The following is a 23,276-nucleotide window of genomic DNA, read 5'->3' on the forward strand; positions in this document are numbered from 1 at the left end:
GCTCGGTCAGGGCACTCACTGCGTTCAGTGCGCGTCGGCGATGTGGTGCGTACCGATCCGCTTGCGGAACACCCAGTAGGTCCAGCCCTGGTACAGCAGCACCACCGGAGTGGCGATACCCGCGCACCAGGTCATGATCTTCAGCGTGTACGGAGTGGACGAGGCGTTGGTGACCGTGAGGCTCCAGGCGTCGTTCAGCGAGGACGGCATGACGTTCGGGAAGAGCGTCAGGAAGAGCATGGCGACCGCGGCGATGATGGTCACACCGGACAGGGCGAAGGACCAGCCCTCGCGCCCGGCCGCGGCGGCGCCGATCGCGCCGACCAGGGAGACGACAGCGACGATCATCGCGATCAGGCTCCAGCCGTCGCCGTTGTCGGCCTGGGTCCAGATCAGGAAGCCCAGCGCCAGCACCGCCGTGACCGCGCCCAGCTTCAGGGCCAGCCTGCGCGCCCTGGCCCGGATGTCACCGACCGTCTTCAGCCCCGCGAACACCGTCCCGTGGAAGGTGAAGAGGGAGAGCGTGACCAGCCCGCCGAGGATCGCGTACGGGTTGAGCAGATCCCAGAAGTTGCCCACGTACTCCATGTCCGCGTCGATCTTCACGCCGCGCACGATGTTGCCGAAGGCCACGCCCCAGAGCAGGGCCGGGATCAGCGAGGTCCAGAAGATCGCGTTCTCCCAGTTGGTCTGCCACTTCTCCTCGGGCCGCTTCGCCCGGTACTCGAAGGCGACACCCCGCACGATCAGGCAGAGCAGGATGATCAGCAGCGGCAGGTAGAAGCCGGAGAACAGCGTGGCGTACCACTCGGGGAACGCGGCGAACGTCGCTCCGCCGGCGCTGAGCAGCCAGACCTCGTTGCCGTCCCAGACGGGCCCGATGGTGTTGATCAGGACCCTCCGTTCCTTGCGGTCCCGGGCCAGCAGCTTGGTGAGGACCCCGATCCCGAAGTCGAATCCCTCCAGGAAGAAGTAGCCGGTCCAGAGGACGGCGATGAGCACGAACCAGACGTCGTGGAGTTCCATCTCTCGGCTCCTGTGCTCTCAGTAGGAGAAGGCCATGGGCCGGTCGGCGTCATCGTGGTCGCCGCCGATCCTGGTGGGCGGGTTGAGGTCGTCGTCCGTGAGCTCCGGAGGCCCGGCCTTGATGTACTTCACGAGCAGCTTCACCTCGATCACGGCGAGCACCGCGTAGAGCAGGGTGAAGAGGATCATCGAGGTGAGCACCTCGCCCTGCGAGACGCCGGGGGAGACCGCGTTGCGGGTCTGCAGCACCCCGTAGACGACCCAGGGCTGGCGGCCCATCTCGGTGAAGATCCAGCCCCAGGAGTTGGCGATCAGCGGGAAGAGCAGGGTCCACAGGGCGACGATCCAGTAGCACCGGGCGAGTTTGGGGCTCAGCGCCTTGTTCTTGAACAGGACCAGGTGCGGCACTTCGTCCTCACCGGTCCGCATCCCCGGTGGCAGCATGAACTTCTTCCGGGTGAGCCACAGGCCCAGGATCCCGAGGGCGAAGGACGCCATGCCGAAGCCGATCATCCACCGGAAGCTCCAGAAGGCGACCGGGATGTTGGGCCGGTAGTCGCCGGGCCCGAACTTCTCCTGCTCGGCCTTGTTGATGTCGTTGATGCCGGGGACGTAGGAGTTGAAGTTGTCGTCGGCGAGGAAGGACAGTATCCCGGGGACCGAGATCTCGACGGAGTTGTGCCCCTTGCTGACATCTCCGTACGCGAAGATCGAGAAGGGCGCGGAGTTCTGTCCATCCCACAGCGCCTCGGCCGCCGCCATCTTCATCGGCTGCTGCTTGAACATCACCTTGCCCAGCTGGTCACCGCTGATGGCGGTGAGCAGACCTGCGACCACGACGGTGATCAGTCCCAGCCGCAGCGACGTCCGCATCACCGGGATGTGCTTCTTGCGCGCCAGGTGGAAGGCGGCGATGCCGACCATGAACGCCCCGCCGACCAGGAAGGCCGCCGTGATGGTGTGGAAGAACTGGGCGAGCGCGGTGTTCTGGGTGAGCACATGCCAGAAGTCGGTGAGTTCCGCGCGTCCGCGTTCCTTGTTGATGCGGTAGCCGACCGGATGCTGCATCCAGGAGTTGGCCGCCAGGATGAAGTACGCGGAGAGGACGGTACCGATCGAGACCATCCAGATGCAGGCCAGGTGGATCTTCTTCGGCAGCTTGTCCCAGCCGAAGATCCACAGACCGATGAAGGTGGACTCGAAGAAGAACGCGATCAGCGCCTCGAACGCGAGTGGGGCGCCGAAGATGTCTCCGACGAACCGCGAGTAGTCCGACCAGTTCATCCCGAACTGGAACTCCTGGACGATGCCGGTGACCACACCCATGGCGATGTTGATCAGGAAGAGCTTTCCCCAGAACTTGGTGGCCCTGAGGTACTTCTCGTTGTCCGTCCGCACCCAGGCGGTCTGCAGGCCGGCGGTGAGCGCGGCGAGAGAGATCGTCAGGGGAACGAAGAGGAAGTGGTAGACGGTGGTCGTTCCGAACTGCCATCGCGCCAGGGTCTCCGGCGCCAGAGCTAGCTCCACGTCATCTCTCCTTACGTCGCCGTAGCTGAACCGGCATTTTGTCCTTTGAATCCGACCGATCACGGGATGAAGCAGGACACGCTTGTGAACGCGTTCACATTCACAAGCAATTATGGCGCACAGACTTTCGGAGCCTGCAGGGGGGTGCACTTTCGGTACGGAGAGACCATTCCCCTCGAAGCAGACACGGCCCCGCACCGCCCCGCCGGATACCCGAACGGGCCCCGCACCGCCCCGCCGGATACACGAACGGGCCCCGCACCTCGCGAACGAGATACGGGGCCCGGCAGACAGGCGGTCGGGTGCGGGGCTACGGCTCCCTGCGGTACGACTCCGTCACCTTCAGGAACAGATCGTTCGCCTCGTCCTCACCGATCGTGACCCGCACACCCTCGCCCGCGAACGGCCGGACCACCACACCGGCCTTCTCGCAGACCGCCGCGAAATCGGCGGTGCGGTCCCCCAGCCGCAGCCAGACGAAGTTCGCCTGGGACTCCGGCACCGCCCACCCCTGCCGCTGCAGCGCCTCCTGCACCCGCTGCCGCTCGCACACCAAGGAACCCACCCGGCCCAGGAGTTCGTCCTCTGCACGCAGCGACGCCACCGCCGCGTCCTGGGCGAGCTGACTGACGCCGAAGGGCACGGCGGTCTTGCGCAGCGCGGCCGCCACCGGCTCGTGGGCCACCGCGAAGCCGACCCGCAGTCCGGCCAGACCGTAGGCCTTCGAGAACGTCCGCAGCACCGCCACATTGGGCCGGTCACGGTAGATCTCTATGCCGTCCGGCACCTCGGCGTCGCGGATGAACTCCTTGTACGCCTCGTCCAGCACCACGAGCACATCGCTCGGCACCCGATCCAGGAACCGCTCCAGCTCGGCCCTGCGCACCACGGTGCCGGTCGGGTTGTTCGGGTTGCAGACGAAGATCATCCGGGTCCGGTCGGTGATCGCCTCCGCCATCGCGTCCAGGTCGTGCACGTCATCCTCGGTCAGCGGCACCTTCACCGACGTCGCACCGCTGACCTGCGTGATGATCGGGTACGCCTCGAAGGAGCGCCAGGCGTAGATGACCTCGTCGCCCGGACCCGAGGTGGCCTGCAGCAGCTGCTGCGCCACACCGACGGAGCCGGTGCCCGTGGCCAGGTGGGATACCGGCACGCCGAAACGGTCGGACAGCTCGTTCACCAGGCCGGTGCACGCCATGTCCGGGTAGCGGTTGAAGTGCGCGACCGCGGACATCGCGGACTCCATCACCCCCGGCAGCGGCGGATACGGATTCTCGTTGGAGGACAGCTTGAAGGCGGCCGGTCCGTCCGCCGCGGCCGGCTTGCCCGGCACATAGGCGGGAACGCCGTCCAGCTCGGCGCGCAGCTTGGGGCTCGTCTCGCTCACAGCAGGTCCTCCTCGACCGTCCGTACACATCAATACTGCTCACCATATGAGGATTGAGCGCCGCTGCGAATGGCCGGACCGGGGATTCGTCCGGTGGGCCCCAGAATGAGGGGGAGCGCTCCTCCCCCTGGCGCGCGCCGGTGGCTCACTCCGTGGCGCGCGTCCCTCGAAGAGGTGAGTTGAGACCTCTTCGAGACATCGCCTCTTCGGCAGGCTCATCCGGTCCGACACCCGGAACTTGATGGTTTTACTCATCAACGCCCTTGATTCACAAGGCTTTTGAGGCCCGATGATCATGCAGAAACGTGCCTGTCAACGCGTGAATATGCGATCAGACCAACTGCCCTCGCGCGCCCTACTATCGGCTCGCCATGACAGCAGCAGGGAAGCACCAGGTGAGCCGGACTGAGACCCCCCGGCGCGGCGGCAGGCGGGGACGAGCAGGCATCCGGGATGTGGCCGCCGCCGCCGGAGTCTCCATCACGACTGTCTCCGACGCGCTCAACGGCAAGGGCAGGCTCCCGGACGCCACCCGACGCCATGTCCGCGAGGTCGCCGAGCGCCTGGGCTACCGCCCATCCGCCGCGGCCCGAACACTCCGTACCGGCAAGTCCGGCCTGATCGGCCTGACCGTGACGACGTACGGGGACGAACCCTTCACCTTCACCGAATTCGCGTACTTCGCCGAGATGGCCAGAGCCGCCACCTCCGCAGCACTGGCCCGCGGCTACGCACTCGTCATCCTGCCCGCCACCTCACGCCACGACGTCTGGTCGAACGTGGCCCTCGACGGCACCGTCGTCATCGATCCGTCCGACCAGGACCCGGTGGTCACCGAACTCGTCCGCCAGGGTCTGCCCGTCGTGTCCGACGGCCGGCCGGCCGGAACGCTCCCGGTCACCGCCTGGGTCGACAACGACCACCGGGCCGCAGTGCTCGACCTCCTCGACCACCTCGCCGCCGCCGGGGCCCGCCGCATCGGGCTGCTCACCGGCACCACCACCGACACGTACACCCGGCTGTCCACCACCGCGTACCTGCACTGGTGCGAGCGGGTGGGCCAGGATCCGGTGTACGAGTCCTACCCCGCCCACGACCCGTGCGCGGGGGCGGTGGCCGCCGACCGGCTGCTGGCCCGTCCGGACCGCCCGGACGCCGTCTACGGGCTCTTCGACCCCAACGGCACCGATCTGCTCGCCGCGGCCCGCCGGTACGGCCTGCGCGTCCCCGAGGACCTCTTACTGGTCTGCTGCAGCGAATCCATGGTCTACGCGACGACCGAGCCGCCCATCACCACGCTCTCGCTCAAACCGCGCAGGATCGGCACGGCGGTCGTCCAACTGCTCATCGACGCCATCGAGGGCGTCGACCAGGACGGCCCGGTGGAGCAGGTGATACCGACGGAACTCATCGTCCGGACCTCCTCGCAACGCCGTCCGCCCCGCACCACGGTCAGCGCGCCGCGCTCTCCGGCAGGGGATTGATCAGACCAATTGGGATGAATCGACCGGCGAACCCGGCGTGCGTTCGGATTCACCACCCCTGGTGCGTCACAGAGCACGATTCGCATTCCTATGATGGGCGCACGACACCGCGGACCACCCCGACCAGCAGGGCCCGTCAGGTGTACGGCGGCGCGACGGTGGTGGAGGGGTCGATGACACAGGGGGCCGGTCAGGAACCCGCGGTGCGGACGGCGACGTTGCGCGACTTCCGCGTACCGCCCTATGCGCAGTCCCCGGCGCCGCCCGCGGCGCCGGGTCCGGGCAGCGCCTTCCCGGAGGGCGAGCCGCCGGAGGGGTACACCCCCACCGCGCGCGACCTTCCGGTGATCACCCTCGACGAGACGGTGCAGGTGCGGGCCGTGCCCGAACCGCGGCCCGGCCAGGACCCGGGACGCGGACCGCTGTACGTGGTCGGAGACGTCCACGGCTATCTGGACGAGCTCCACGCCGCCCTCGCCGAACAGGGCCTGATCGACGCCGAGGGCAACTGGTCCGCGGGCAACGCCCGGCTCTGGTTCCTCGGTGACTTCACCGACCGGGGTCCCGACGGGATCGGCGTCATCGACCTCGTGATGCGGCTGTCCGCCGAGGCCGCGGCCGCCGGCGGCTACTGCAAGGCCCTGATGGGCAACCACGAGCTGCTGCTCCTCGGCGCCAAGCGCTTCGGCGACACCCCGGTCAACTCCGGCGCCGGCACCGCCACCTTCCAGGCCGCCTGGCTGCTCAACGGCGGCCAGAAGACCGACATGGAGCGGCTCCAGGACGTCCACCTCCAGTGGATGTCCCGGCTCGACGCGGTCGTCGAGGAGGACGGGCATCTGCTGATGCACTCGGACACGACGGCGTACCTCGACTACGGCTCCACCATCGAGGACGTCAACGACACGGTGCACGCCATTCTCACGCGGAACGACGCCGATGAGTGCTGGGACCTCTTCCGCAAGCTCACCAAGCGGTTCGCCTTCCGCGACGAGTCGGGCCCGCAGGCCGTCCAGGAGCTGATGGCGGCCTACGGCGGCCGTCGCGTCGTCCATGGTCACAGCCCCATCCCGTATCTGCTCGGCGAGGTCGGCTCCGAGGACGGCGAGGACAGCTCCGGCCCGCTGGTGGACGGCCCCCACGTCTACGCGGACGGGCTCGCCATCGCCATGGACGGCGGAGTGACCATGGCCGGAAAGCTACTGGTCGTCCAACTGCCCCTGCATGACTGACGGTCCTCGGGGAAGACGCATGCACGACCTGACCATGCCGACCACTGGGCCTATTTCCGGAAACCCCCTGTCACCCTGTGCCGTGGGCGCTCTACCATCGGCGTACCAGTAGCAGGCTCTCCTCCGTTTCCGCCCAACTGCCCGGTCCGATCCGGCATGCGGGCCCTACGGAGCATCGGGGGATGCACATGAACAGCGCTCCGCACCTGCTGACCGAGGACCGCCCCGAGTACGAGCGGATCCTCGACGACGCACTGCGTCACGCCCATGAACGACCAGATCTGGCCGCGGTCGGAGAACGGCTCAACCCGGTCCAGCTGCGCACCATGGCGATGGCCGCCACCGCCCTGATCACCGCCACGGCCGCCACCGAGTACGAGCACTACGTGAAGGCACGCGAGGAGCTGCGGGCCACGACCACCGACCCGGACGAGGAGTCGCTCCCGGGTACGGGCCCCGCCGGCCACAACCAGGCGGGCGCCGGCATAGGGGCCGTCGTCACCGTCCTGGCACCGATGCTGGCCGGCACGGCCGCGGTGATATTCCTGCTGGTCGGCTACCTCCTGAAGATGCTCAGCCCATCGCCGCCCTTCGCGGGGACGATGGTCGGCGCGGGCTGGTTCTTCGCCGCGGTCACCGCGGCCGCGATCCTGATCGCCGCCATCGGTCTGCTCATCACCGCCCTGCGCAACGGCTCCACCTCCCTCGCCGCCGAGGACCCCGGCGAGGAGTTGCCGGAGGATGTGGCGCGCGCCCGGGAGGCCTGGCGGCACGCGCTGCTGGAACGGGGCATCCTGCCGTTCCTTCGCGACGCGCTCGCCGACCCCGGCGCCGCCCCCGCCGCCCGCACCCCGTACCCCTCGGCCAACCGCATTCCGAAGATCGGCTACAGCAGGCCCGACTTCTCCAGCCCGGACGACGGCCCGACGGCCGCGCCCCGGCCGACCTTCACCAGCCCGGACTTCACCAGCCCCGACTTCGGCGGACCGGAACACGAACTGGACTGACCGGCTCCGCCCGCCGGTAAGCCCGGCGACGGGGGCCGCCGCCGGGCTCCGGGAAGGCGGTACTCCGGTCCGGGCTCCGGGAAGACGGGGCGCGTCGTACCGGCCGGTGCGAGACCGCCGGCACGACGCCCCCGCCGGGAATCAGTTCGCGATCGGCAGATAGACCCGGTTGCCCGCGGCCGCGAACTCCTTCGACTTCTCCGCCATGCCCGCCTCGATCTCCGACTGCGAACCGCCGTGCTCACGCCGGATGTCGTGCGAGATCTTCATCGAGCAGAACTTCGGCCCGCACATCGAGCAGAAGTGCGCCGTCTTCGCCGGCTCGGCCGGCAGCGTCTCGTCGTGGAACTCCCGCGCCGTGTCCGGGTCGAGCGCCAGATTGAACTGGTCCTCCCACCGGAACTCGAACCGGGCGTCCGAGAGCGCGTCGTCCCACTCCTGCGCCCCCGGATGCCCCTTGGCGAGGTCCGCCGCGTGCGCCGCGATCTTGTGCGTGATGACCCCGGTCTTCACGTCGTCCCGGTTGGGCAGGCCGAGGTGCTCCTTGGGCGTCACGTAACAGAGCATCGCCGTCCCCCACCAGGCGATCATCGCGGCGCCGATACCGGAGGTGATGTGGTCGTACGCCGGGGCGACATCGGTGGTCAGCGGGCCGAGCGTGTAGAACGGCGCCTCCTCGCAGATCTCCTGCTGGAGGTCGATGTTCTCCTTGATCTTGTGCATCGGGACGTGTCCCGGGCCCTCGATCATCGTCTGGACCCCGAAGCGCTTGGCGACCGTGTTCAGTTCGCCGAGCGTCCGCAGTTCGGCGAACTGCGCCTCGTCGTTGGCGTCCGCGATCGATCCGGGGCGCAGCCCGTCGCCCAGGGAGTACGTCACGTCGTACGAGGCGAGGATCGTGCAGAGCTCCTCGAAGTGCTCGTACAGGAACGACTCCTTGTGGTGCGCGAGGCACCACGCGGCCATGATCGAGCCGCCCCGGGAGACGATGCCGGTCTTGCGGCGGGCCGTCAGCGGCACGTACGGCAGGCGCACGCCGGCGTGGACCGTCATGTAGTCGACGCCCTGCTCGGCCTGCTCGATGACGGTGTCCTTGTAGATCTCCCAGGTCAGCTCCTCCGCCCTGCCGTCGACCTTCTCTAGGGCCTGGTAGAGGGGCACGGTGCCGATCGGTACGGGCGAGTTGCGCAGAACCCACTCACGGGTGGTGTGAATGTTGCGGCCGGTGGAAAGGTCCATCACCGTGTCGGCGCCCCACTTGGTCGCCCAGGTCATCTTGTCCACCTCCTCCTCGATGGAGGACGTCACCGCGGAGTTGCCGATGTTGGCGTTCACCTTCACCAGGAACCGCTTGCCGATGATCATCGGCTCGGTCTCCGGGTGGTTGACGTTGGCCGGCAGCACGGCCCGGCCCGCGGCGATCTCCCCGCGGACCACCTCGGGCGCGACGTTCTCCCGGATCGCCACGTACTCCATCTCCGGGGTGATCTCGCCCCGGCGGGCGTACGCGAGCTGTGTGACGGGGCTGCCGTCCCGGCTGCGCCTCGGCCGGCGCGGACGGCCGGGGAAGACCGCGTCCAGATTGCGCAGTCCCCCGCGCGGTGAGGTGTGCTTGAGCCCGTCGTCCTCGGGACGCGCGGCGCGGCCGGCGTACTCCTCGGTGTCGCCGCGTGCCGTGATCCAGTTCTCCCGCAGAGGTGCGAGTCCGCGGCGAACGTCGGTGTCGATGACGGGATCGGTGTACGGCCCCGACGTGTCGTACAGCGTCACGTCCTTGCCGTTGGTGAGGTGCACCTGACGGACCGGCACCCGGAGGTCCGGGCGCGAGCCCTGGACGTATCCCTTGTGCCAGCCGATGGACTTCCCGGCCTCGTCGCTCTGATTGGAGGCAGGCGTGCGTGCGTCCGCTGTGGTCATGAGACCTACTCCCTACGCCGGCATTACCCGGTAACAGGTTCGGCGGTCGGCGCAGCATGTCCCGTACGGACGTACGGAGATCAGCGCCCTCTCAGCCCGGTGCTCCGAGCTCCCGCGTGTGCAAAGGTGCCACCACGCTAACGTCCTCGCCGGTGTGCTGAACAGAGGGCCTCGTTCTTCTTGCGATGATCGGCCGGTGACGTCCCCTCATAGCGACCCCGCGCAGCCGGGTCCTCAGCACACCCACTCGCACAGCCACAGCCATGGTCCCGCAGCGCCGGTCTCCACCCATCTGCGCCGGGTGATCGCCGCCGTGCTGATCCCGTTCGCGGCCGCGGTCGTGGTCGGGCTCGTGGTGCTCTGGCCCGGTGGTGCGCCGGCGCACGAACGCACAGGTGTCGGCTTCGACCGGCAGACCCAGCAGGCGAAGGTGGTGAACATCGACAAGGTCGACTGCAAGGACGTGAACGCCGCACAGCTGCCCACCAGCGGTGAGACCACCCCGCCGACGGGAGACCCGGCCGCCGGTGACGGCGGGGCCGGCCTCTGTGAGAAGGCCCGGGTCGAAGTCACGAGCGGCAAGGACAAGGGGCGCACCTTCATCGAGGTGGTCCAGCCCGACGCACCGCGACAGCTGCGGGAGGGGCAGGGGGTGGTGGTCGCCTACGCCCCCGACGCACCCCACGACCTCCAGTACTCCGTGACGGATGTGAACCGGAAGTTCCCGATGGCGCTGCTGGCCGGGATCTTCGCCGTGGCGGTGGTCGTCGTGGGCAGGCTGCGCGGGGTCATGGCACTGGTGGCGCTCGCCCTGTCGTTCGCCGTGCTGACCCTGTTCATCCTCCCGGCCATCCTGCAGGGATCGAATCCGCTGCTGGTGGCGGTCGTCGGGGCCAGCGCCATCATGCTGATCGCCCTCTACATCTGCCACGGGCTGACCGCCCGCACCTCGGTCGCCGTTCTCGGCACCCTCATCTCGCTGCTGCTGATCGGGCTGCTCGGCTCGCTCTTCATCGGCTGGGCGAGCCTGAGCGGGAACACCGACGACAGCACCGGCCTGATCCACGGTCTGTATCCGCACATCGACATGAGCGGCCTGCTTCTGGCCGGCGTCATCATCGGTTCCCTGGGGGTGCTCGACGATGTGACGGTCACCCAGACGTCGGCGGTCTGGGAACTGCACCAGGCGGATCCGACGATGCATGCGAGGCAGCTCTACCGGGCAGGGATCAGAATCGGACGCGACCACATCGCCTCAGTGGTCAACACCCTCGTGCTGGCCTATGCGGGTGCCGCGCTTCCGCTGCTGCTGCTGTTCTCGATCGCCCAGAGCAGCGTGGGGACGGTGGCCAACAGCGAACTGGTGGCGGAGGAGATCGTGCGTACGCTGGTCGGCTCGATCGGGCTGGTCGCCTCGGTGCCGGTGACCACCGCACTCGCGGCGTTGGTCGTCTCCGCGGACCGTACGGGGCTCGGCGCGGAAGCCGGGGCTTCGGCACCCGTACGGAGCGGCAGGGGACGCCGCCGACGGGCGAGGTCCTGAACGGTTGCACACGGAGCGTGATTCACCCGTTCGGCAGGTGTGGTGTTCGACCGGCAACCGGGGCCCGGGCGTGGGGTGCCTTCAGCCGGCGTTCTGTTCCTCGGCCAGAATTCGCCCCAATGCTTCTTCCAGATTGCCGTCGAAGTCACCCAGCGTGCACTCCTGGCCGAGTGGGACGAGTTTGTCCGTCCGGTCGAGAAACGCCACAAGTGGCGCCGTACCGGCCCTGAAGAGAGCGCGGTCCGCCCCCACCTGCAGCCGGATGTGGACGTCGGACAGCCCTTCGGGCTCGGTCGGCCCGATGTGCACGTCGCCGTCGCCACTGGGGCTGTTGAGGCCGTCGAGCAGCAGCTCACGGCCGAAAGCCCAGGTGACGGGGGCGTCGCCGGGCAGATGGAAGGTCATCCGGATCGCGTACGGATCGCACACTTCGTACCGGAGCTCCACCGGGATACGGAAAGAGAGCTCCTCGGAGACGAGGAAGCTCATCATGACCTCAGCTTGAACCGACTCACGCATCGTTCAACCCCGCAGTAGATGAATCTGGCCAGGAATGATCCCCCATGGCCCTATTGACGCCATCGTGGTGCACGCGATAGCAGATCACAAGGAGTGATTTTTCAGATACTGATAGAGAACACGAACGAACGCAAGAGGCTGGCCACTTCGCCACGTAGTCGTTCGACTGCGGGGAGCAACCGGTCTTCTTGTTCGAGGGGTACCGAAATGGCCATCGCCGCGGCGGCGAAACCGGCCGCGATCGGGATGGCCGCGCAGACCGTCCCCAGCGCGTACTCCTGGCGCTCGACGACGGGTTCCGTTCGTTCCAGTGATCGCAGCCGTTCAAGGAGCGCCGGACGGTCGCGTACGGAGTACCGGGTCAGCGGTCGCACCGGATGCCGGTCCAGGTGGTCCTCGCGGGCCTTCTCGTCGAGCTGGCTCAGCAGGCACAGGCCGATCGCGTGGGCGTGGCCGGTCTCGCGGAAAGCGGCCCATTCGTCCACCGCGGGCGCCGCGGGGGTGTCGGCCACCGCGACGAGTTCGATCTCACCGTCCCGGTAGACGGCGCAGTACACCGGGGCTCCGATGATGTCCCGCCAGCGGCCCAGGGACTGGGTCATCCGGCTGCGCCGGTTGTGCAGAGCGCCGTCGTCCATCAGCCGTTCGGCTGCGGCGCCGAAGAGGAAGACGCCGTTCTCCCGGCGCAGGTATCCCTCATGGGTCAAGGTGCGCAGCAGGTGGTAGGCGGTGGGCAGCGGAAGTCCGGCCTCCCGTGCGAGCTGTTTGGCCGGGGCCCCGTCGCGATGGGCGCCCACGGCCTCCAGCAGCCTCAGCGCCCGCTGCACCGATCCGATCAACGTCGGTACAGCGGTACTCGATGCCGTGGTCAACGGTCACCCCCAGGCATGGTGACGGGCGGTCAGCCCGCCTGTGGAGGCCGCCCCCACATGTCTGCCGCAGGCCCGGGTCCGGAGGCCGGATGCCGCGCAAACCACTGGTCAGGTGGTTACTGACGGGGGTTTTCCCAGGCGGCGACAGCGAATTCCACTGTATCGGCAGCGTCCCGAGGGGGCGCCGTTTCGTCTTCCGCTTCGCTCTGCTGGGCTAACCGTCCGGCCGGTCGTGCGGTTACCAGCCGCCGCCCGAGGAGGACGACATGAACTTGCGCACGAGGAAGACGACCCCGCCGACCAGGATCACGAAGATCAGAACCTTGAAGAGCAGGCCGATCACGAAGCCGACGATGCTGGCGATCAGTCCGCCGAAGACGACGATCGCGATGACGGGCACCGCGATCCACTTCACCCACCAGGGCATTCCCGCGAATATCTCCCGCACGGCCATCGTCCTTACCTCGTCTCTGTGAGTTCCTGCTTCGATGCTAGAGGGGCCGGGGCGGTCGAAGGGCCTCCGGAGCCCTTGAACTCCCCTGATCGATCCCCTAGGGATCCCCGAGAGGCGGCTCACCCTCCGGGCGGCTCGGGCCTCGGGCCCCTCAGCCCTCGGGCGGCGAGAAGACCACCATCACCCGGAGGTCCTCGGTGACGTGGTGGAACTTGTGCGCCGTGCCGGCAGGTACATACACGACACTTCCTCTGCCCACCTGCGTCGTTTCCATGCCGACGGTGATCGACGCGCGTCCGCTGACGACGAGGTAGACCTCGTCCTGTTTGTGCGGCTGCTGCGGATCGAGCTCACCGGCATCCAGCGCGTACAGGCCGACAGACATGTTCCGTTCGCGCACGAACTGCAGATACGCGCCGTCGTTGGCGGCCCGTTCCGCCTCCAGTTCGTCCAGTCTGAATGCCTTCATGGCCCGTCCGCCCCTTGCCTCTGCCCAGCCGGTGTCCGCCACCGATCATGTCTGCCACGATCAGACACATGAAGAATTTCGTAGTCAAGACGATCGCCAACGCGGGTGCGCTGGCAGTGGCCATCTGGCTGCTCCACGACATCACGCTGACCGGCGGCAGCACCGGCCGCAAGGTACTGACCCTGATCCTGGTCGCTTTGCTCTTCGGCCTGGTCAATTTCCTTGTGAAGCCCGTACTGAAGCTGCTCACGCTGCCCCTCTTCATCCTCACCCTGGGGCTGTTCACCCTGGTGGTGAACGCGCTGATGCTGATGCTGACCTCCTGGCTCGCCGACAAGCTCGACCTGAGCTTCCATGTCGACGGCTTCTGGACCGCCGTCCTCGGCGGACTGATCATCTCCATCGTGTCCTGGGCGCTGAACGTCGTCCTGCCCGACGAGGACTGACCCGCGCGTACCTGGAACAGTGCAGGCAGGACCGGTGGCAGACCGGGGAGAGAAGCGAGGACCCAGTATGAGCACCATGGGCGACGGAACCCGCGCGGTACGTGCCGGCCTTCCGGAACCGGAGCAGTACGAACCGACTCTCCCCGGTCCGGTCTTCGCCGCGCACTTCCACCTCTCCGGCGAACCGACCGGCCCCTATACGTACGGCCGCGAGACCAATCCGACCTGGACCCATCTGGAACGGGCGATCGGCGAGCTCGAAGCACCGGGCCAGAGGGTCGAGACCACGGTCTTCGCCTCCGGAATGGCAGCGATCTCGGCCGTACTGCTGGCCCAGGCGCGCAGCGGTGACGTGATCGTGCTGCCCGACGACGGATACCAGGCGCTCCCGTTGGCGCGGGCGCAGCTGGAGGCCTACGGGGTGGAGGTGCGGACCGCGCCGACCGGGGGTGATGCCCAGCTGTCCGCCCTGGAGGGCGCCAGGCTCCTGTGGATCGAGACCCCGTCCAATCCCGGACTCGACGTCTGTGACGTGCGGCGGCTCGTCGATGCGGCACACGCGGGCGGGACGCTGGTGGCGGTGGACAACACACTCGCCACCCCGCTCGGCCAGCGCCCGCTGGAGCTGGGCGCCGACTTCTCGGTGGCCAGTGACACCAAGGGCATGACCGGGCACGGTGACATCCTGCTCGGCCATGTGGCCTGCCTCGATCCCGAGCTGGCGGCGGGTGTGCGGCGCTGGCGCAAGGTCGTCGGCGCGATCCCGGGGCCCATGGAGGCCTGGCTCGCGCACCGCTCCCTGGCCACCCTGGAGCTGCGGATCGAGCGGCAGTGCGCGAACGCCCTCGCTCTGGCCGAGGCGCTCTCCGAGCGTGAGGAGGTGACCGGGCTGCGCTACCCCGGCCTGCCCGCCGACCCCTCACATCCGACGGCCGTGCGGCAGATGCGGCGCTTCGGCTCCGTGGTGTCGTTCGTACTGGCGGACCGGGGGACCGCCGAGCGCTTCCTCTCGTCACTCCGGCTGGCGGAGGACGCCACCAGCTTCGGCGGGGTGCGCTCCACGGCCGAGCGCCGGGCCCGCTGGGGCGGCGACGCCGTGCCGGAAGGCTTCATCCGCTTCTCGGTCGGCGCCGAGAACCCGGAGGACCTGGTGGCCGATGTGGAACGGGCGCTGACCGAGGCGGTAACCGGCAGCTGAGCGGCCGTACCGGCACCGACGGATTCGGTACGGACGGCCCGAGCCTCCCCCCTCGTGGCTCGGACCGTCCCGGCCCTCCGCTTTCTCCCGGCGAAGAACCGCCTCGACAAGGCTAGTTGACTCTGCGTCAGTGTCCAATCACAGTAGCGACAGAGACCTATCGACATATTTATGGTTGCCCGGGTCCGACACGTCGCGACGGCGGGAGGGGACGGGGCATGGACCTGGCCCTGCTGCGCACGTTCGTCACCGTGCACCGCGCCGGTTCGTTCACCCGGGCCGCAGCCCTTCTGGGTCTCTCGCAGCCCGCCGTGACCTCGCAGATACGCACGCTGGAGCGGCAGCTGGGCCGCCCGCTCTTCCTGCGCCGGGCCCGCGGTGTGACCCCCACGACCATCGGGGACGAACTCGCGCACCGGGCCGCTCCCCATCTGGACGCGCTGGTGGAGATCGCCGAGACGGAGCTCGACGAGGAGTCGGGCGTTCGGACGCTGCATCTGGCCGGCCCGCCGGAATTCACCTCGCTACGGGCCCTGCCCGCGCTCACCCCGCTGATCACCCAGGGCCTCGCCCTGCGCAGCTCGTTCTCGGCGGACACCGACGAGACACTGGACGGCCTGGCCGCCGGACACCACGACCTGGCGATCGTGACGGCCCGCCCGCGCGGCGGACTGCTCACCGCGACACCGCTCTGCGACGAGGAACACGTGCTGGTCGCCGCGCCCCGCTGGGCCGGGCGCCTCGGCCCCGGCACGCTTCGGCGCAACGGCCCGGTCGTCCTGGAGCAGCTGCCGGTGGTGGAGGTGCACGAGAGCCTGCCGCTGGTCTCCCGGTACTGGGCCGCGGTCTTCGACAGCCGGCCCGCGGCGGCCGGTGCCGTCATCGCACCGGATCTCCGGGCGGTCCTGGAGTGCACGGCGGCGGGCGCCGGGCTGGCCGTGCTGCCCCGCTACCTCTGCGAGGGCGCCCTGGAGCGAGGGGAGGTGGTGGCACTGCTGGACCCTCCGGTACCACCGCTGCGCACCTACTTCCTCGCCGCACGGACCGGCACGCTCGCACTGCCGCATCTCGCTCGTGCACACGAGTGGCTGCTGCGTGCCGCGGCCGACTGGTGACCGCAGAGCGGTCCGGCAGCGCTCGGGTGTTTCAGAAGCGGTCCAGCGGGCCACTCTCTTGCCATGACCGAACGTCCTGTGGTCAAGCGCACCGCACGCGCCATCCTGCTCGACGGCAACGACCTCATCCTCATCAAGCGGACCAAGCCGGGGGTGGATCCCTACTGGCTCACACCGGGGGGCGGGGTCGAGCCCGAGGACGCGACCGTCGTCGAGGCCCTGCACCGCGAGGTGGACGAGGAACTCGGCGCCAAGATCACCGATGTGGTCCCCTGTTTCGTCGACACCGTGGAACACATCGAGAGCAGCGGAGTGAAGGGCGTCAAGGTCCAGCACTTCTTCGTCTGCCGGCTCGACTCGATGGACCTGTCGCTGCGCCACGGGCCCGAGATCGACGCCCCCTGCGGGGAGTACGACGTCGTACGGGTGCCGTTCAGCCGGGTCGGGATCGCCGCCGTGCATCTCGTGCCGCTGTCGCTGCGGCATTACCTGGACGGCAACATCGAGGGCGTCCGGGCAATGCACGCGACCGACCTGGGCTGATCCACGCTGATCCACGCCTGGGTCCCGTGCATCCATGCCTGGGTCCTGTACATCCGTGCATCTACGCCGGGGCCAGTGCGTCCGTGCGTCCGCACCGAGGCGAGTACGTCTGTACGTCCACGCCGAGGGCAGTACATCCGTACATCTACGCCGAGGCCAGTACTGGCGGATACTCCCCTCGGCAGATGACCGGCCGGACGGCTCCCGGCACCGTGTTTCACGTGAAACCACTCAAGCGCCGCACCCGTCGAAGCATCCTCGTCGCACATGTCGCGGTATCCGTCAGCTGGCTCGGGCTCACCGTCGGGCTGCTGGCACTGGGCATCGCCGCCTTCGTGACCGGCGACCCCGCCACCGCCCAGGCCACCACCCGCGCCATGAAGATCTTCGGTGACTGGCTGGTCGTCCCGGTCGCGCTGCTCTCCCTCATCAGCGGCCTGATTCTGGCACTCGGCACCCCCTGGGGGCTGGCCAGGCACCGCTGGGTCTGGACGAAGTTCTGGCTCACCCTGATCACAACGGCGCTGTCGATCCTCTCCTTGCGCCCCGCCATCGACGAGGCCGCGAAGATCGGCACGGCCGACATCAACCTGGTGGTCGCTCCGTCGGTGGCCACGGCGACCTATCTCTTCATCACGGCCATCTCGGTCCTGAAGCCTTGGGGGCCGACCCGGCGAGGCCGCAGGCTGCGGGTCTCGGCCAGATCCGTTAAAGCGGTGGACGAGCGATCATTGCGTCGGACAGCCTGACCCTCATGCCCAGCTCACTGCCCCGCCCGCTCGCCGGTCTGCCCGTCCGGCGCCTCACCCGGGACGATCTGGTCCCCTGCGCCGATCTCAGCGAGGACCGCGGCTGGCCGCGCGACGAGCACCGCTGGGGGCTGCTCCTCGCGGCGGGAACGGGGTTCGGTATCGACGATCCCGACGGCAAGGGGCTGATGGCGACGTGTGTGGTGACGTCTTACGGTCCCCGCATGGCTGCCATCGGCATGATGCTGGTCGCAGATCGCTACGCCCGTCAGGGGGTCGCCCGGCACCTCATGCACAAGACGATCGAGACGACCGGGGGCGCCCCTCTCAGCCTCTACGCGACGGCATCGGGCCGGCCTCTCTACGAGAAGCTCGGGTTCGTCGCGGTGGGCAGCGCGCAGCGGATGGGCGGGCGTTTTCGGCCGGCTGCCGAGACCGGTGGTCCGGAGGCGGCGGCTCGGCCGGGGATCACCGTCCGTCCCGCCTCGGCCGGGGATCTGCAGGCCATGCTCCGGCTGGACACGGAGGCCTTCGGTCTCGACCGGACACACCTGCTGACACGTCTCCCGGCCTTCGCCGACCATCTGCGGGTGGCCGAGGAGGGTGGGGAGATCGTCGGTTACGCGGCGCTCTGGCCGAGCGCCGGCAGCCATGTTGTCGGTCCGCTGATCGCGCGGGACACCGCCACGGCGAAACTGCTCGTGGCCTCGCTGGCCGGGGCGACCGACAGGCCGCTGCGCGCCGACATCGACGCCCGCCACGAGGAGCTACTCGGCTGGCTCGGGGAACGCGGCCTCGAACCGGGTTCCGAGACCACGGTGATGAGCCTCGGGGACCAGCAGCCGGGGGACTGGACGCAACGTTTCGCGCCGCTGAGCGTGGCGACGGGCTGACGCCGCCAGGAGCCGGCCCTGGGGCGGGCCGAGCCCCGGGCCGAGCCCCGGGTCAGTTGTCGAACCAGACGGTGAGCCGGACGTTCTCGTCACCGTGAACGGCGGCCAGGGCCTCCATCACGGACCACACCGGCTTCCACTCGCCCTCCGGGGGCACGGCGTCCCGCCGGAGCATCCGCTCCACCCGGTAGAGACGCTCACCGTCCCGCCACTCCGTGCCCTCCGGCCAGGCCTCTGCGCCGTAGCCGTCGACAGCGCCGGTCGCGGGATCGACCGGAAGACCGGCCACCGCGGCGAAGCGCGCGCTCCAGGCGGCCTTGGAGACGAGGGTCCAACTGCCGTTCGCCGCTTCGTACTCGTGAATCCGCCGGTCGGTGGTCTCGGCCGGTTCGTCCCAGTCGACAGACTTCAGTTCGTCCCAGCCGATCCAGCTGGGGCTGTGCGCGGTGGCGCCCCAGTCGTCGAACTCCGTGCGCACGGTCTCGGACAGCAGCTGGGGCAGTCCGCGCTCCGCGGCGAGTGGAGCGAAGCCCGCGTGATTGCGCACACCGAAGAGACAGCCGAACGCGTCGTAGTTCCGGCCCAGGTACAGCAGGTCGAGATCGACGGCCGCCGACCACGTTTCTTCCGGCCCCGCCCACCCGGACCGGCACTCGATGAACCCATGGATGTCAGCTCCCATGTGCGGAGATTCTCCGGCCGCACGGGAGCTGACACCAATGGATTACCGTGGCTCGCAGGGCGCATGGAATCAGGCGGGGCTGCCTCAGGCGCTGTCCCCGGCGAGGCTGTTCACGGCCGCGGTCGCGAACCCGTGGTCCTGCTCGGGTGCCCCGCCACCGACGCCCACTGCGCCGATGAGCCGGCCCTCGCGGTGGACGGGGACACCACCCGCGATGAAGAGCAGCGGCCGGTCCAGCGCGGTCGGCAGGGTGTGGAAGAGCCCGCCCGGCTGCACGGCATCGACCAGGTCGGCCGTGGGGGCGTTGAGCTGAAGGGCCGTGTAGGCCTTGCGGGTGCTGGTCTCGCCTGCGATGAGAACGGCCCGGTCGTCACGGCGGAAGGCCAGCAGATGGCCTCCCGCGTCGAGGACCGTGACGGCCGCAGCGACGCCTGCGGCCTCGGCAGCCCTACGGGCCGCGTCGACGAGTGCCCCCGCGTCCTGCGTGGTGAGCGGGGCGACGGAGGTGAGGGTACTCATGGGGATGTCTCCTTGGTGCGGTGCATGCGACGCATTGCGTTGGTGGGGGGGGAGGTGGAGGGTCAGTGCCGGGCCGCGGTCACGGCGGCCGGCTCCGGGACGTGGGTGGCGACGAGACGGCTGCGGGTCGCCGTACGGCGCTCCAGGGCGCTCGAGATCACGGCAAGGACCAGGGCGGAGGCGGCGAGGACCGCGCCGACCCAGTTGGGCGCCGTGTAGCCGAGACCAGCGGCGATGACGATGCCGCCGAGCCAGGCCGACAGTGCGTTACCGAGGTTGAACGCGCCGATGTTCACGGCGGATGCGAGGGTCGGGGCGCCCGCCGCCTGGTCGAGCACCCTCTTCTGCAGCGGGGGCACGGTAGCGAAGCCCAGTCCGCCGATCAGCACGATGGTGACGGCTGCCGCGATCTTGTTGTGGGCGGTCAGGGTGAACAGCGACAGCACCACGGCCAGCGCGCCCAGCGACACGTACAGCATCGGCATCAGGTGCCGGTCGGCGAACTTGCCGCCGAGCAGGTTGCCGCCGACCATGCCGAGCCCGAAGAGGACCAGCAGCCATGTGACCGACGAGGCCGAGTAGCCGGCGATCTCGGTCATCATCGGCGTGATGTAGGTGATCGCCGCGAAGACTCCGCCGAAGCCGAGCACCGTCATCGCCATGGCGAGCAGTACCTGCACATTGCGGAACGCGGCCAGTTCGTGGCGGAGCCGGACACCCTCGGCGCGAGGCTGGTCGGGGACGAGCCTGGCCACGCCGACGAGGCCGATGACACCGAGTGCTGCAACGCCGAAGGACGTGGCCCGCCAGCCGACGCTCTGCCCGATGTAGGTGCCGAGCGGGACGCCGACGACGTTGGCGACGGTGAGACCGGTGAACATCATGGCGATCGCTCCGGCCTTCTTGTGCGGTGCGACCAGATCGGCCGCCACGACCGATCCGATGCCGAAGAACGCGCCGTGGGCGAGCGAGGCGATGACCCGGCCGGCGAGCATCACACCGAAGACGGGCGCGGTCGCGGACACGACGTTGCCGACGACGAACAGCCCCATCAGGATCATCAGCATGCGTTTGCGGGTGACCCGGGTACCGAGAACGGTCATCAGCGGGGCGCCGAGGACGACACCGAGCGCGTAGCCCGTGACGAGGAACCCGGCGGTGGGGATCGAGACCTGGAAGTCCGCAGCAACCTCGGGGAGCAGCCCCATGATCACGAACTCGGTCGTTCCGATACCGAATGCCCCGATGGCGAGGGCGAGGAGCGCGAGCGGCATGGGTTTCACCTTCCCTGAAGATTGCGTCTGCGCCTTACGAGCGTCCACAATAATTGCAGACGCTGGTTAATTGCAAGCGCGGGCTATTGCGTACGTCGCCTATCCTGGAGGCACGCAGCTCCGGCACGGAGGAGAGACCATGACAGCGACGGATCCAGCACTTACCGCCCTCTCCCAGGGCTGGTGCGCGCTCTCCCTGCTCCACGGGAAGATCGAGGCCCATATCGAGCGCGCCCTCCAGAGCGGGCACGGCCTCAGCGTGCGGGAGTACTCGCTGCTGGACGTCCTGAGCCGGCAGCACAACGGACCGGGCGGACATCTGCAGATGAAGCAGGTCGCCGACGCCGTCGTGCTCAGCCAGAGCGCCACCACCCGACTGGTCACCCGCCTCGAGGACCGCGGTCTGCTGACCCGGTACCTCTGCGACACCGACCGCAGGGGCATCTACACCGATGTCACCGAGGCCGGACTCGCCCTGCTCGCCGAGGCCAGGCCGACCAACGACACCGCGCTGCGCGCCGCACTCGACGAGGCCGCCAGGAATCCGGAGCTGGCCCCGCTCGTGCGGGCGGTCGAGGAGCTGAAGGTCCCCGTATAGCCGATTGCCGCCACACCTCCGGGAGCGGCTGCGTAGGCTTCTGACCATGAGCGATCTGGATATACGTGCTGCGGCCGTCGACGACCTCCCCGAGATCGTGGCCATGCTCGCCGACGACCCGCTTGGGGCCACGCGCGAGTCGCCGGACGACCTGACCCCGTACCGCGCAGCCTTCCAGCGGCTGGACGAGGACCCGAACCAGCACCTGATGGTCGCCGTACGCGCGGACCGCGTTGTCGGCACCCTCCAGCTGACGGTCATCCCCGGCCTCTCCCGACGCGGCTCCACCCGCTCAGTCGTCGAGGGCGTCCGTATCCACAGGGACGAGCGCGGCAGCGGACTCGGTACCCGGCTGATCCAGTGGGCCGTGGACGAATCCCGGCGCCAGGGCTGCCAGTTGGTACAGCTGACATCGGACGCGACCCGGACCGACGCGCATCGTTTCTACGAACGCCTCGGCTTCGTCGCCAGCCACGTGGGCTTCAAGCTCGCCCTCTGAACGCGGTTCGGCAGCCGAGGAGTTCACGGACTCAAGGGGTTCAAGCGTGCACCGCATCAGCGACGAACAGCGCCGCATCAGACTCGCCAGGCGTCATCTCCTGGCGCCCGACGCGCGCGTCACGTCCCCGGTCGCCGTGGCCGACGCGCTCATCGCCCTGCACGCCACCGACGCCGCCACCGTGTTCCTGTCCGTCTGCGCCCGGCTCCGCACACCAGGCGTCGCGGCGGTGGAGAAGGCCCTCTACGAGGACGTCTCGCTGGTGCGGCTGCTCTCCATGCGCAACACCCTCTTCACCCTGTCGGAGGCCCTGGCCCCACAGGTAGAGGCGTCCAACGCACGTGCCGTGGCGGCCAAGGAGCGCCGAACCTTCCTGAAGCACCTGGCGGAGGACGGCAAGGGGCTGGACGAGCGCTGGCTGGCCGACACCGAGAGAGCCACCCTGGCGGCCCTGACCGCCCGCGGGGCAGCGACCGGCAGCGAGCTCTCCACCGCCGTCCCCGCCCTGCGCACGAAGATCACGGTCTTCCCCGGCAAGAAGTACGAGGCCGTCCAGGGAGTGGCCTCCCGGGTCATCCGCATACTGGCCGCCGAGGGTCTGATCCGCAGGGACCGGCCCCGGGGCTCCTGGACGTCCAGCCAGTTCCGCTGGACGGCTGCCGTGCCCCGGAGCGTGCCCGCGACAGCCGGGGCGCAGGCCGAACTGGCCCTGCGCTGGCTCCGCTCGTACGGCCCCGCCTCCGAGGCCGACCTCAGATGGTGGACGGGCTGGGGGCTCGGTCAGGTCCGCAGGGCGCTGGAGGCCGTCGCAGCCGAGGAGGTACGGCTCGATGACGGCTCGACCGCCTGGGTCGCACCGGGAGACACGGCGCCCGAACCGGCGCCGGGGCCCTGGGCGGCTCTGCTGCCCGCGCTCGACCCGAGCGGCATGGGCTGGGCCGACCGCGGTTTCCACCTGCCCGTCGAGCACCGGGCGGCCCTCTTCGACCGCTCCGGCAATATCGGCCCCACCGTGTGGTGGAACGGCCGCATCGTCGGCGGCTGGGCACAGCGCGCCGACGGGGAGCCGGTGTGGCGACTACTGACCGACGCCGGCCGGGACGCCACCGCCGCTGTCGAGGCGGAGGCATCCCGGCTGGCCGGCTGGGTGGGCGACGCCCGAATCACCCCGCGCTTCCGCACGCCGCTGGAAAGAGAGCTGACGTCCTGACCGGCCTGGCGCCCCGTTTCACGTGGAACACCCGGAACAAGCGATACACGCGGCGCGCCGCCTCAGGCGAAACAAGCGGTGCACCGTCTCAGGCGAACACGCGGCGCGCC

General features: G+C 69.1%; 24 protein-coding genes and 1 riboswitch. Of the genes, 13 read left to right on the forward strand and 11 right to left on the reverse strand.

What is annotated here, in order from left to right:
• Positions 1 to 24: 24 nt before the first annotated feature.
• The 3 genes from cydB to hisC all read right to left on the reverse strand — a co-directional run bounded on the left by cydB (position 25) and on the right by hisC (position 3,943).
• Positions 25 to 1,026, reverse strand: coding sequence for a cytochrome d ubiquinol oxidase subunit II (cydB, locus tag ACFVJX_RS16160; RefSeq protein ID WP_384124807.1), 1,002 nt, complete (start codon positions 1,024 to 1,026; stop codon positions 25 to 27).
• A gap of 18 nt (positions 1,027 to 1,044) precedes the next feature.
• Positions 1,045 to 2,553, reverse strand: coding sequence for a cytochrome ubiquinol oxidase subunit I (locus tag ACFVJX_RS16165; RefSeq protein ID WP_384124805.1), 1,509 nt, complete (start codon positions 2,551 to 2,553; stop codon positions 1,045 to 1,047).
• 310 nt (positions 2,554 to 2,863) lie between these two features.
• Positions 2,864 to 3,943, reverse strand: coding sequence for a histidinol-phosphate transaminase (gene hisC / locus ACFVJX_RS16170; protein ID WP_384124803.1), 1,080 nt, complete (start codon positions 3,941 to 3,943; stop codon positions 2,864 to 2,866).
• 371 nt (positions 3,944 to 4,314) lie between these two features.
• Between hisC and ACFVJX_RS16175 the strand changes: the two genes are divergently transcribed.
• The 3 genes from ACFVJX_RS16175 (at position 4,315) to ACFVJX_RS16185 (ending at position 7,666) form a co-directional block, all read left to right on the forward strand.
• Positions 4,315 to 5,427: a LacI family DNA-binding transcriptional regulator gene (locus tag ACFVJX_RS16175; RefSeq protein WP_384124801.1), complete on the forward strand. Its 1,113-nt coding sequence runs from the start codon at positions 4,315 to 4,317 to the stop codon at positions 5,425 to 5,427.
• A 173-nt stretch (positions 5,428 to 5,600) separates the two neighbouring features.
• Complete coding sequence (locus ACFVJX_RS16180) at positions 5,601 to 6,659, forward strand: metallophosphoesterase (protein WP_384124799.1); 1,059 nt, start codon at positions 5,601 to 5,603, stop codon at positions 6,657 to 6,659.
• 182 nt (positions 6,660 to 6,841) lie between these two features.
• Entirely contained in the window at positions 6,842 to 7,666 is an 825-nt protein-coding gene (locus ACFVJX_RS16185; RefSeq protein ID WP_384124797.1) for a hypothetical protein, read from the forward strand.
• Positions 7,667 to 7,807: 141 nt separating this feature from the next.
• On the opposite strand, the gene thiC is transcribed toward ACFVJX_RS16185, so the two are convergent.
• Entirely contained in the window at positions 7,808 to 9,583 is a 1,776-nt protein-coding gene (thiC, locus tag ACFVJX_RS16190) for a phosphomethylpyrimidine synthase ThiC (RefSeq protein WP_384124796.1), read from the reverse strand.
• Positions 9,576 to 9,709: riboswitch (TPP riboswitch) on the reverse strand. (Overlaps the previous gene by 8 nt.)
• A gap of 70 nt (positions 9,710 to 9,779) precedes the next feature.
• On the opposite strand from thiC, the gene ACFVJX_RS16195 reads away from it, so the two are divergent.
• Positions 9,780 to 11,126, forward strand: coding sequence for a YibE/F family protein (locus ACFVJX_RS16195; RefSeq protein ID WP_384124794.1), 1,347 nt, complete (start codon positions 9,780 to 9,782; stop codon positions 11,124 to 11,126).
• Positions 11,127 to 11,207: 81 nt separating this feature from the next.
• On the opposite strand, the gene ACFVJX_RS16200 is transcribed toward ACFVJX_RS16195, so the two are convergent.
• The 4 genes from ACFVJX_RS16200 to ACFVJX_RS16215 form a co-directional block, all read right to left on the reverse strand.
• A complete protein-coding gene (locus ACFVJX_RS16200) occupies positions 11,208 to 11,645 on the reverse strand; it encodes an SsgA family sporulation/cell division regulator (RefSeq protein WP_136320134.1) in 438 nt (145 codons plus the stop codon).
• 101 nt (positions 11,646 to 11,746) lie between these two features.
• Entirely contained in the window at positions 11,747 to 12,517 is a 771-nt protein-coding gene (locus ACFVJX_RS16205) for an IclR family transcriptional regulator (protein WP_384124792.1), read from the reverse strand.
• Positions 12,518 to 12,755: 238 nt separating this feature from the next.
• The gene (locus ACFVJX_RS16210) at positions 12,756 to 12,971 is read right to left on the reverse strand and encodes a DUF5326 family protein (protein WP_384124790.1); all 216 of its coding nucleotides are present in this window, start codon (positions 12,969 to 12,971) and stop codon (positions 12,756 to 12,758) included.
• A 151-nt stretch (positions 12,972 to 13,122) separates the two neighbouring features.
• The gene (locus ACFVJX_RS16215; protein ID WP_384124788.1) at positions 13,123 to 13,440 is read right to left on the reverse strand and encodes a cupin domain-containing protein; all 318 of its coding nucleotides are present in this window, start codon (positions 13,438 to 13,440) and stop codon (positions 13,123 to 13,125) included.
• Between the two features lie 68 nt (positions 13,441 to 13,508).
• Between ACFVJX_RS16215 and ACFVJX_RS16220 the strand changes: the two genes are divergently transcribed.
• From ACFVJX_RS16220 to ACFVJX_RS16245, 6 genes are all read left to right on the forward strand, one after another.
• Entirely contained in the window at positions 13,509 to 13,886 is a 378-nt protein-coding gene (locus ACFVJX_RS16220) for a phage holin family protein (protein ID WP_384124786.1), read from the forward strand.
• A gap of 67 nt (positions 13,887 to 13,953) precedes the next feature.
• Complete coding sequence (locus ACFVJX_RS16225; protein ID WP_384124784.1) at positions 13,954 to 15,084, forward strand: cystathionine gamma-lyase; 1,131 nt, start codon at positions 13,954 to 13,956, stop codon at positions 15,082 to 15,084.
• A 218-nt stretch (positions 15,085 to 15,302) separates the two neighbouring features.
• Positions 15,303 to 16,199, forward strand: a complete 897-nt coding sequence (locus tag ACFVJX_RS16230; protein WP_384124782.1) for a LysR family transcriptional regulator — start codon at positions 15,303 to 15,305, stop codon at positions 16,197 to 16,199.
• Positions 16,200 to 16,262: 63 nt separating this feature from the next.
• Entirely contained in the window at positions 16,263 to 16,742 is a 480-nt protein-coding gene (locus ACFVJX_RS16235; protein WP_384124780.1) for an NUDIX domain-containing protein, read from the forward strand.
• 221 nt (positions 16,743 to 16,963) lie between these two features.
• Positions 16,964 to 17,491, forward strand: coding sequence for a DUF2269 domain-containing protein (locus tag ACFVJX_RS16240; protein WP_384124778.1), 528 nt, complete (start codon positions 16,964 to 16,966; stop codon positions 17,489 to 17,491).
• A 5-nt stretch (positions 17,492 to 17,496) separates the two neighbouring features.
• Positions 17,497 to 18,384: a GNAT family N-acetyltransferase gene (locus ACFVJX_RS16245; RefSeq protein ID WP_384124777.1), complete on the forward strand. Its 888-nt coding sequence runs from the start codon at positions 17,497 to 17,499 to the stop codon at positions 18,382 to 18,384.
• A 52-nt stretch (positions 18,385 to 18,436) separates the two neighbouring features.
• Here ACFVJX_RS16245 and ACFVJX_RS16250 read toward each other — a convergent pair whose 3' ends face one another.
• The 3 genes from ACFVJX_RS16250 to ACFVJX_RS16260 form a co-directional block, all read right to left on the reverse strand.
• Positions 18,437 to 19,066 carry a hypothetical protein gene (locus ACFVJX_RS16250; protein ID WP_384124775.1) on the reverse strand — a complete coding sequence of 210 codons (630 nt, stop codon included), beginning with the start codon at positions 19,064 to 19,066 and terminating at the stop codon, positions 18,437 to 18,439.
• Positions 19,067 to 19,150: 84 nt separating this feature from the next.
• Entirely contained in the window at positions 19,151 to 19,585 is a 435-nt protein-coding gene (locus tag ACFVJX_RS16255) for a heme-binding protein (RefSeq protein WP_384124774.1), read from the reverse strand.
• A 62-nt stretch (positions 19,586 to 19,647) separates the two neighbouring features.
• The gene (locus tag ACFVJX_RS16260) at positions 19,648 to 20,859 is read right to left on the reverse strand and encodes an MFS transporter (protein WP_384124772.1); all 1,212 of its coding nucleotides are present in this window, start codon (positions 20,857 to 20,859) and stop codon (positions 19,648 to 19,650) included.
• A 139-nt stretch (positions 20,860 to 20,998) separates the two neighbouring features.
• Here ACFVJX_RS16260 and ACFVJX_RS16265 point away from each other — a divergent pair, with 139 nt between their 5' ends.
• From ACFVJX_RS16265 to ACFVJX_RS16275, 3 genes are read left to right on the forward strand one after another with little or no spacing between them, the layout of a single operon-like run.
• On the forward strand, positions 20,999 to 21,457 hold the full coding sequence (locus ACFVJX_RS16265) for a MarR family winged helix-turn-helix transcriptional regulator (protein WP_384124770.1): 459 nt from the start codon (positions 20,999 to 21,001) through the stop codon (positions 21,455 to 21,457).
• 46 nt (positions 21,458 to 21,503) lie between these two features.
• Positions 21,504 to 21,956: a GNAT family N-acetyltransferase gene (locus ACFVJX_RS16270; RefSeq protein WP_384124768.1), complete on the forward strand. Its 453-nt coding sequence runs from the start codon at positions 21,504 to 21,506 to the stop codon at positions 21,954 to 21,956.
• A 46-nt stretch (positions 21,957 to 22,002) separates the two neighbouring features.
• Positions 22,003 to 23,166, forward strand: a complete 1,164-nt coding sequence (locus ACFVJX_RS16275; protein WP_384124766.1) for a winged helix DNA-binding domain-containing protein — start codon at positions 22,003 to 22,005, stop codon at positions 23,164 to 23,166.
• Positions 23,167 to 23,276 lie beyond the last annotated feature (110 nt).

It is taken from the genome of Streptomyces sp. NPDC127177 (genome assembly GCF_042672475.1).
Classification (GTDB): Bacteria; Actinomycetota; Actinomycetes; order Streptomycetales; family Streptomycetaceae; genus Streptomyces.

Excerpts from the sequence above, each read along its gene's own strand:
- ACFVJX_RS16215 (WP_384124788.1), bottom strand. The coding sequence starts at position 13,440 with ATGAAGGCATTCAGACTGGACGAACTGGAGGCGGAACGGGCCGCCAAC.
- ACFVJX_RS16210 (WP_384124790.1), bottom strand. The coding sequence starts at position 12,971 with ATGGCCGTGCGGGAGATATTCGCGGGAATGCCCTGGTGGGTGAAGTGG.
- thiC (WP_384124796.1), bottom strand. The coding sequence starts at position 9,583 with ATGACCACAGCGGACGCACGCACGCCTGCCTCCAATCAGAGCGACGAG.
- ACFVJX_RS16245 (WP_384124777.1), top strand. The coding sequence starts at position 17,497 with ATGCCCAGCTCACTGCCCCGCCCGCTCGCCGGTCTGCCCGTCCGGCGC.
- ACFVJX_RS16220 (WP_384124786.1), top strand. The coding sequence starts at position 13,509 with ATGAAGAATTTCGTAGTCAAGACGATCGCCAACGCGGGTGCGCTGGCA.
- ACFVJX_RS16230 (WP_384124782.1), top strand. The coding sequence starts at position 15,303 with ATGGACCTGGCCCTGCTGCGCACGTTCGTCACCGTGCACCGCGCCGGT.
- ACFVJX_RS16265 (WP_384124770.1), top strand. The coding sequence starts at position 20,999 with ATGACAGCGACGGATCCAGCACTTACCGCCCTCTCCCAGGGCTGGTGC.
- ACFVJX_RS16270 (WP_384124768.1), top strand. The coding sequence starts at position 21,504 with ATGAGCGATCTGGATATACGTGCTGCGGCCGTCGACGACCTCCCCGAG.
- ACFVJX_RS16235 (WP_384124780.1), top strand. The coding sequence starts at position 16,263 with ATGACCGAACGTCCTGTGGTCAAGCGCACCGCACGCGCCATCCTGCTC.
- ACFVJX_RS16180 (WP_384124799.1), top strand. The coding sequence starts at position 5,601 with ATGACACAGGGGGCCGGTCAGGAACCCGCGGTGCGGACGGCGACGTTG.
- ACFVJX_RS16260 (WP_384124772.1), bottom strand. The coding sequence starts at position 20,859 with ATGCCGCTCGCGCTCCTCGCCCTCGCCATCGGGGCATTCGGTATCGGA.
- ACFVJX_RS16175 (WP_384124801.1), top strand. The coding sequence starts at position 4,315 with ATGACAGCAGCAGGGAAGCACCAGGTGAGCCGGACTGAGACCCCCCGG.
- ACFVJX_RS16255 (WP_384124774.1), bottom strand. The coding sequence starts at position 19,585 with ATGAGTACCCTCACCTCCGTCGCCCCGCTCACCACGCAGGACGCGGGG.
- ACFVJX_RS16185 (WP_384124797.1), top strand. The coding sequence starts at position 6,842 with ATGCACATGAACAGCGCTCCGCACCTGCTGACCGAGGACCGCCCCGAG.
- ACFVJX_RS16250 (WP_384124775.1), bottom strand. The coding sequence starts at position 19,066 with ATGGGAGCTGACATCCATGGGTTCATCGAGTGCCGGTCCGGGTGGGCG.
- ACFVJX_RS16200 (WP_136320134.1), bottom strand. The coding sequence starts at position 11,645 with ATGCGTGAGTCGGTTCAAGCTGAGGTCATGATGAGCTTCCTCGTCTCC.
- cydB (WP_384124807.1), bottom strand. The coding sequence starts at position 1,026 with ATGGAACTCCACGACGTCTGGTTCGTGCTCATCGCCGTCCTCTGGACC.
- ACFVJX_RS16225 (WP_384124784.1), top strand. The coding sequence starts at position 13,954 with ATGAGCACCATGGGCGACGGAACCCGCGCGGTACGTGCCGGCCTTCCG.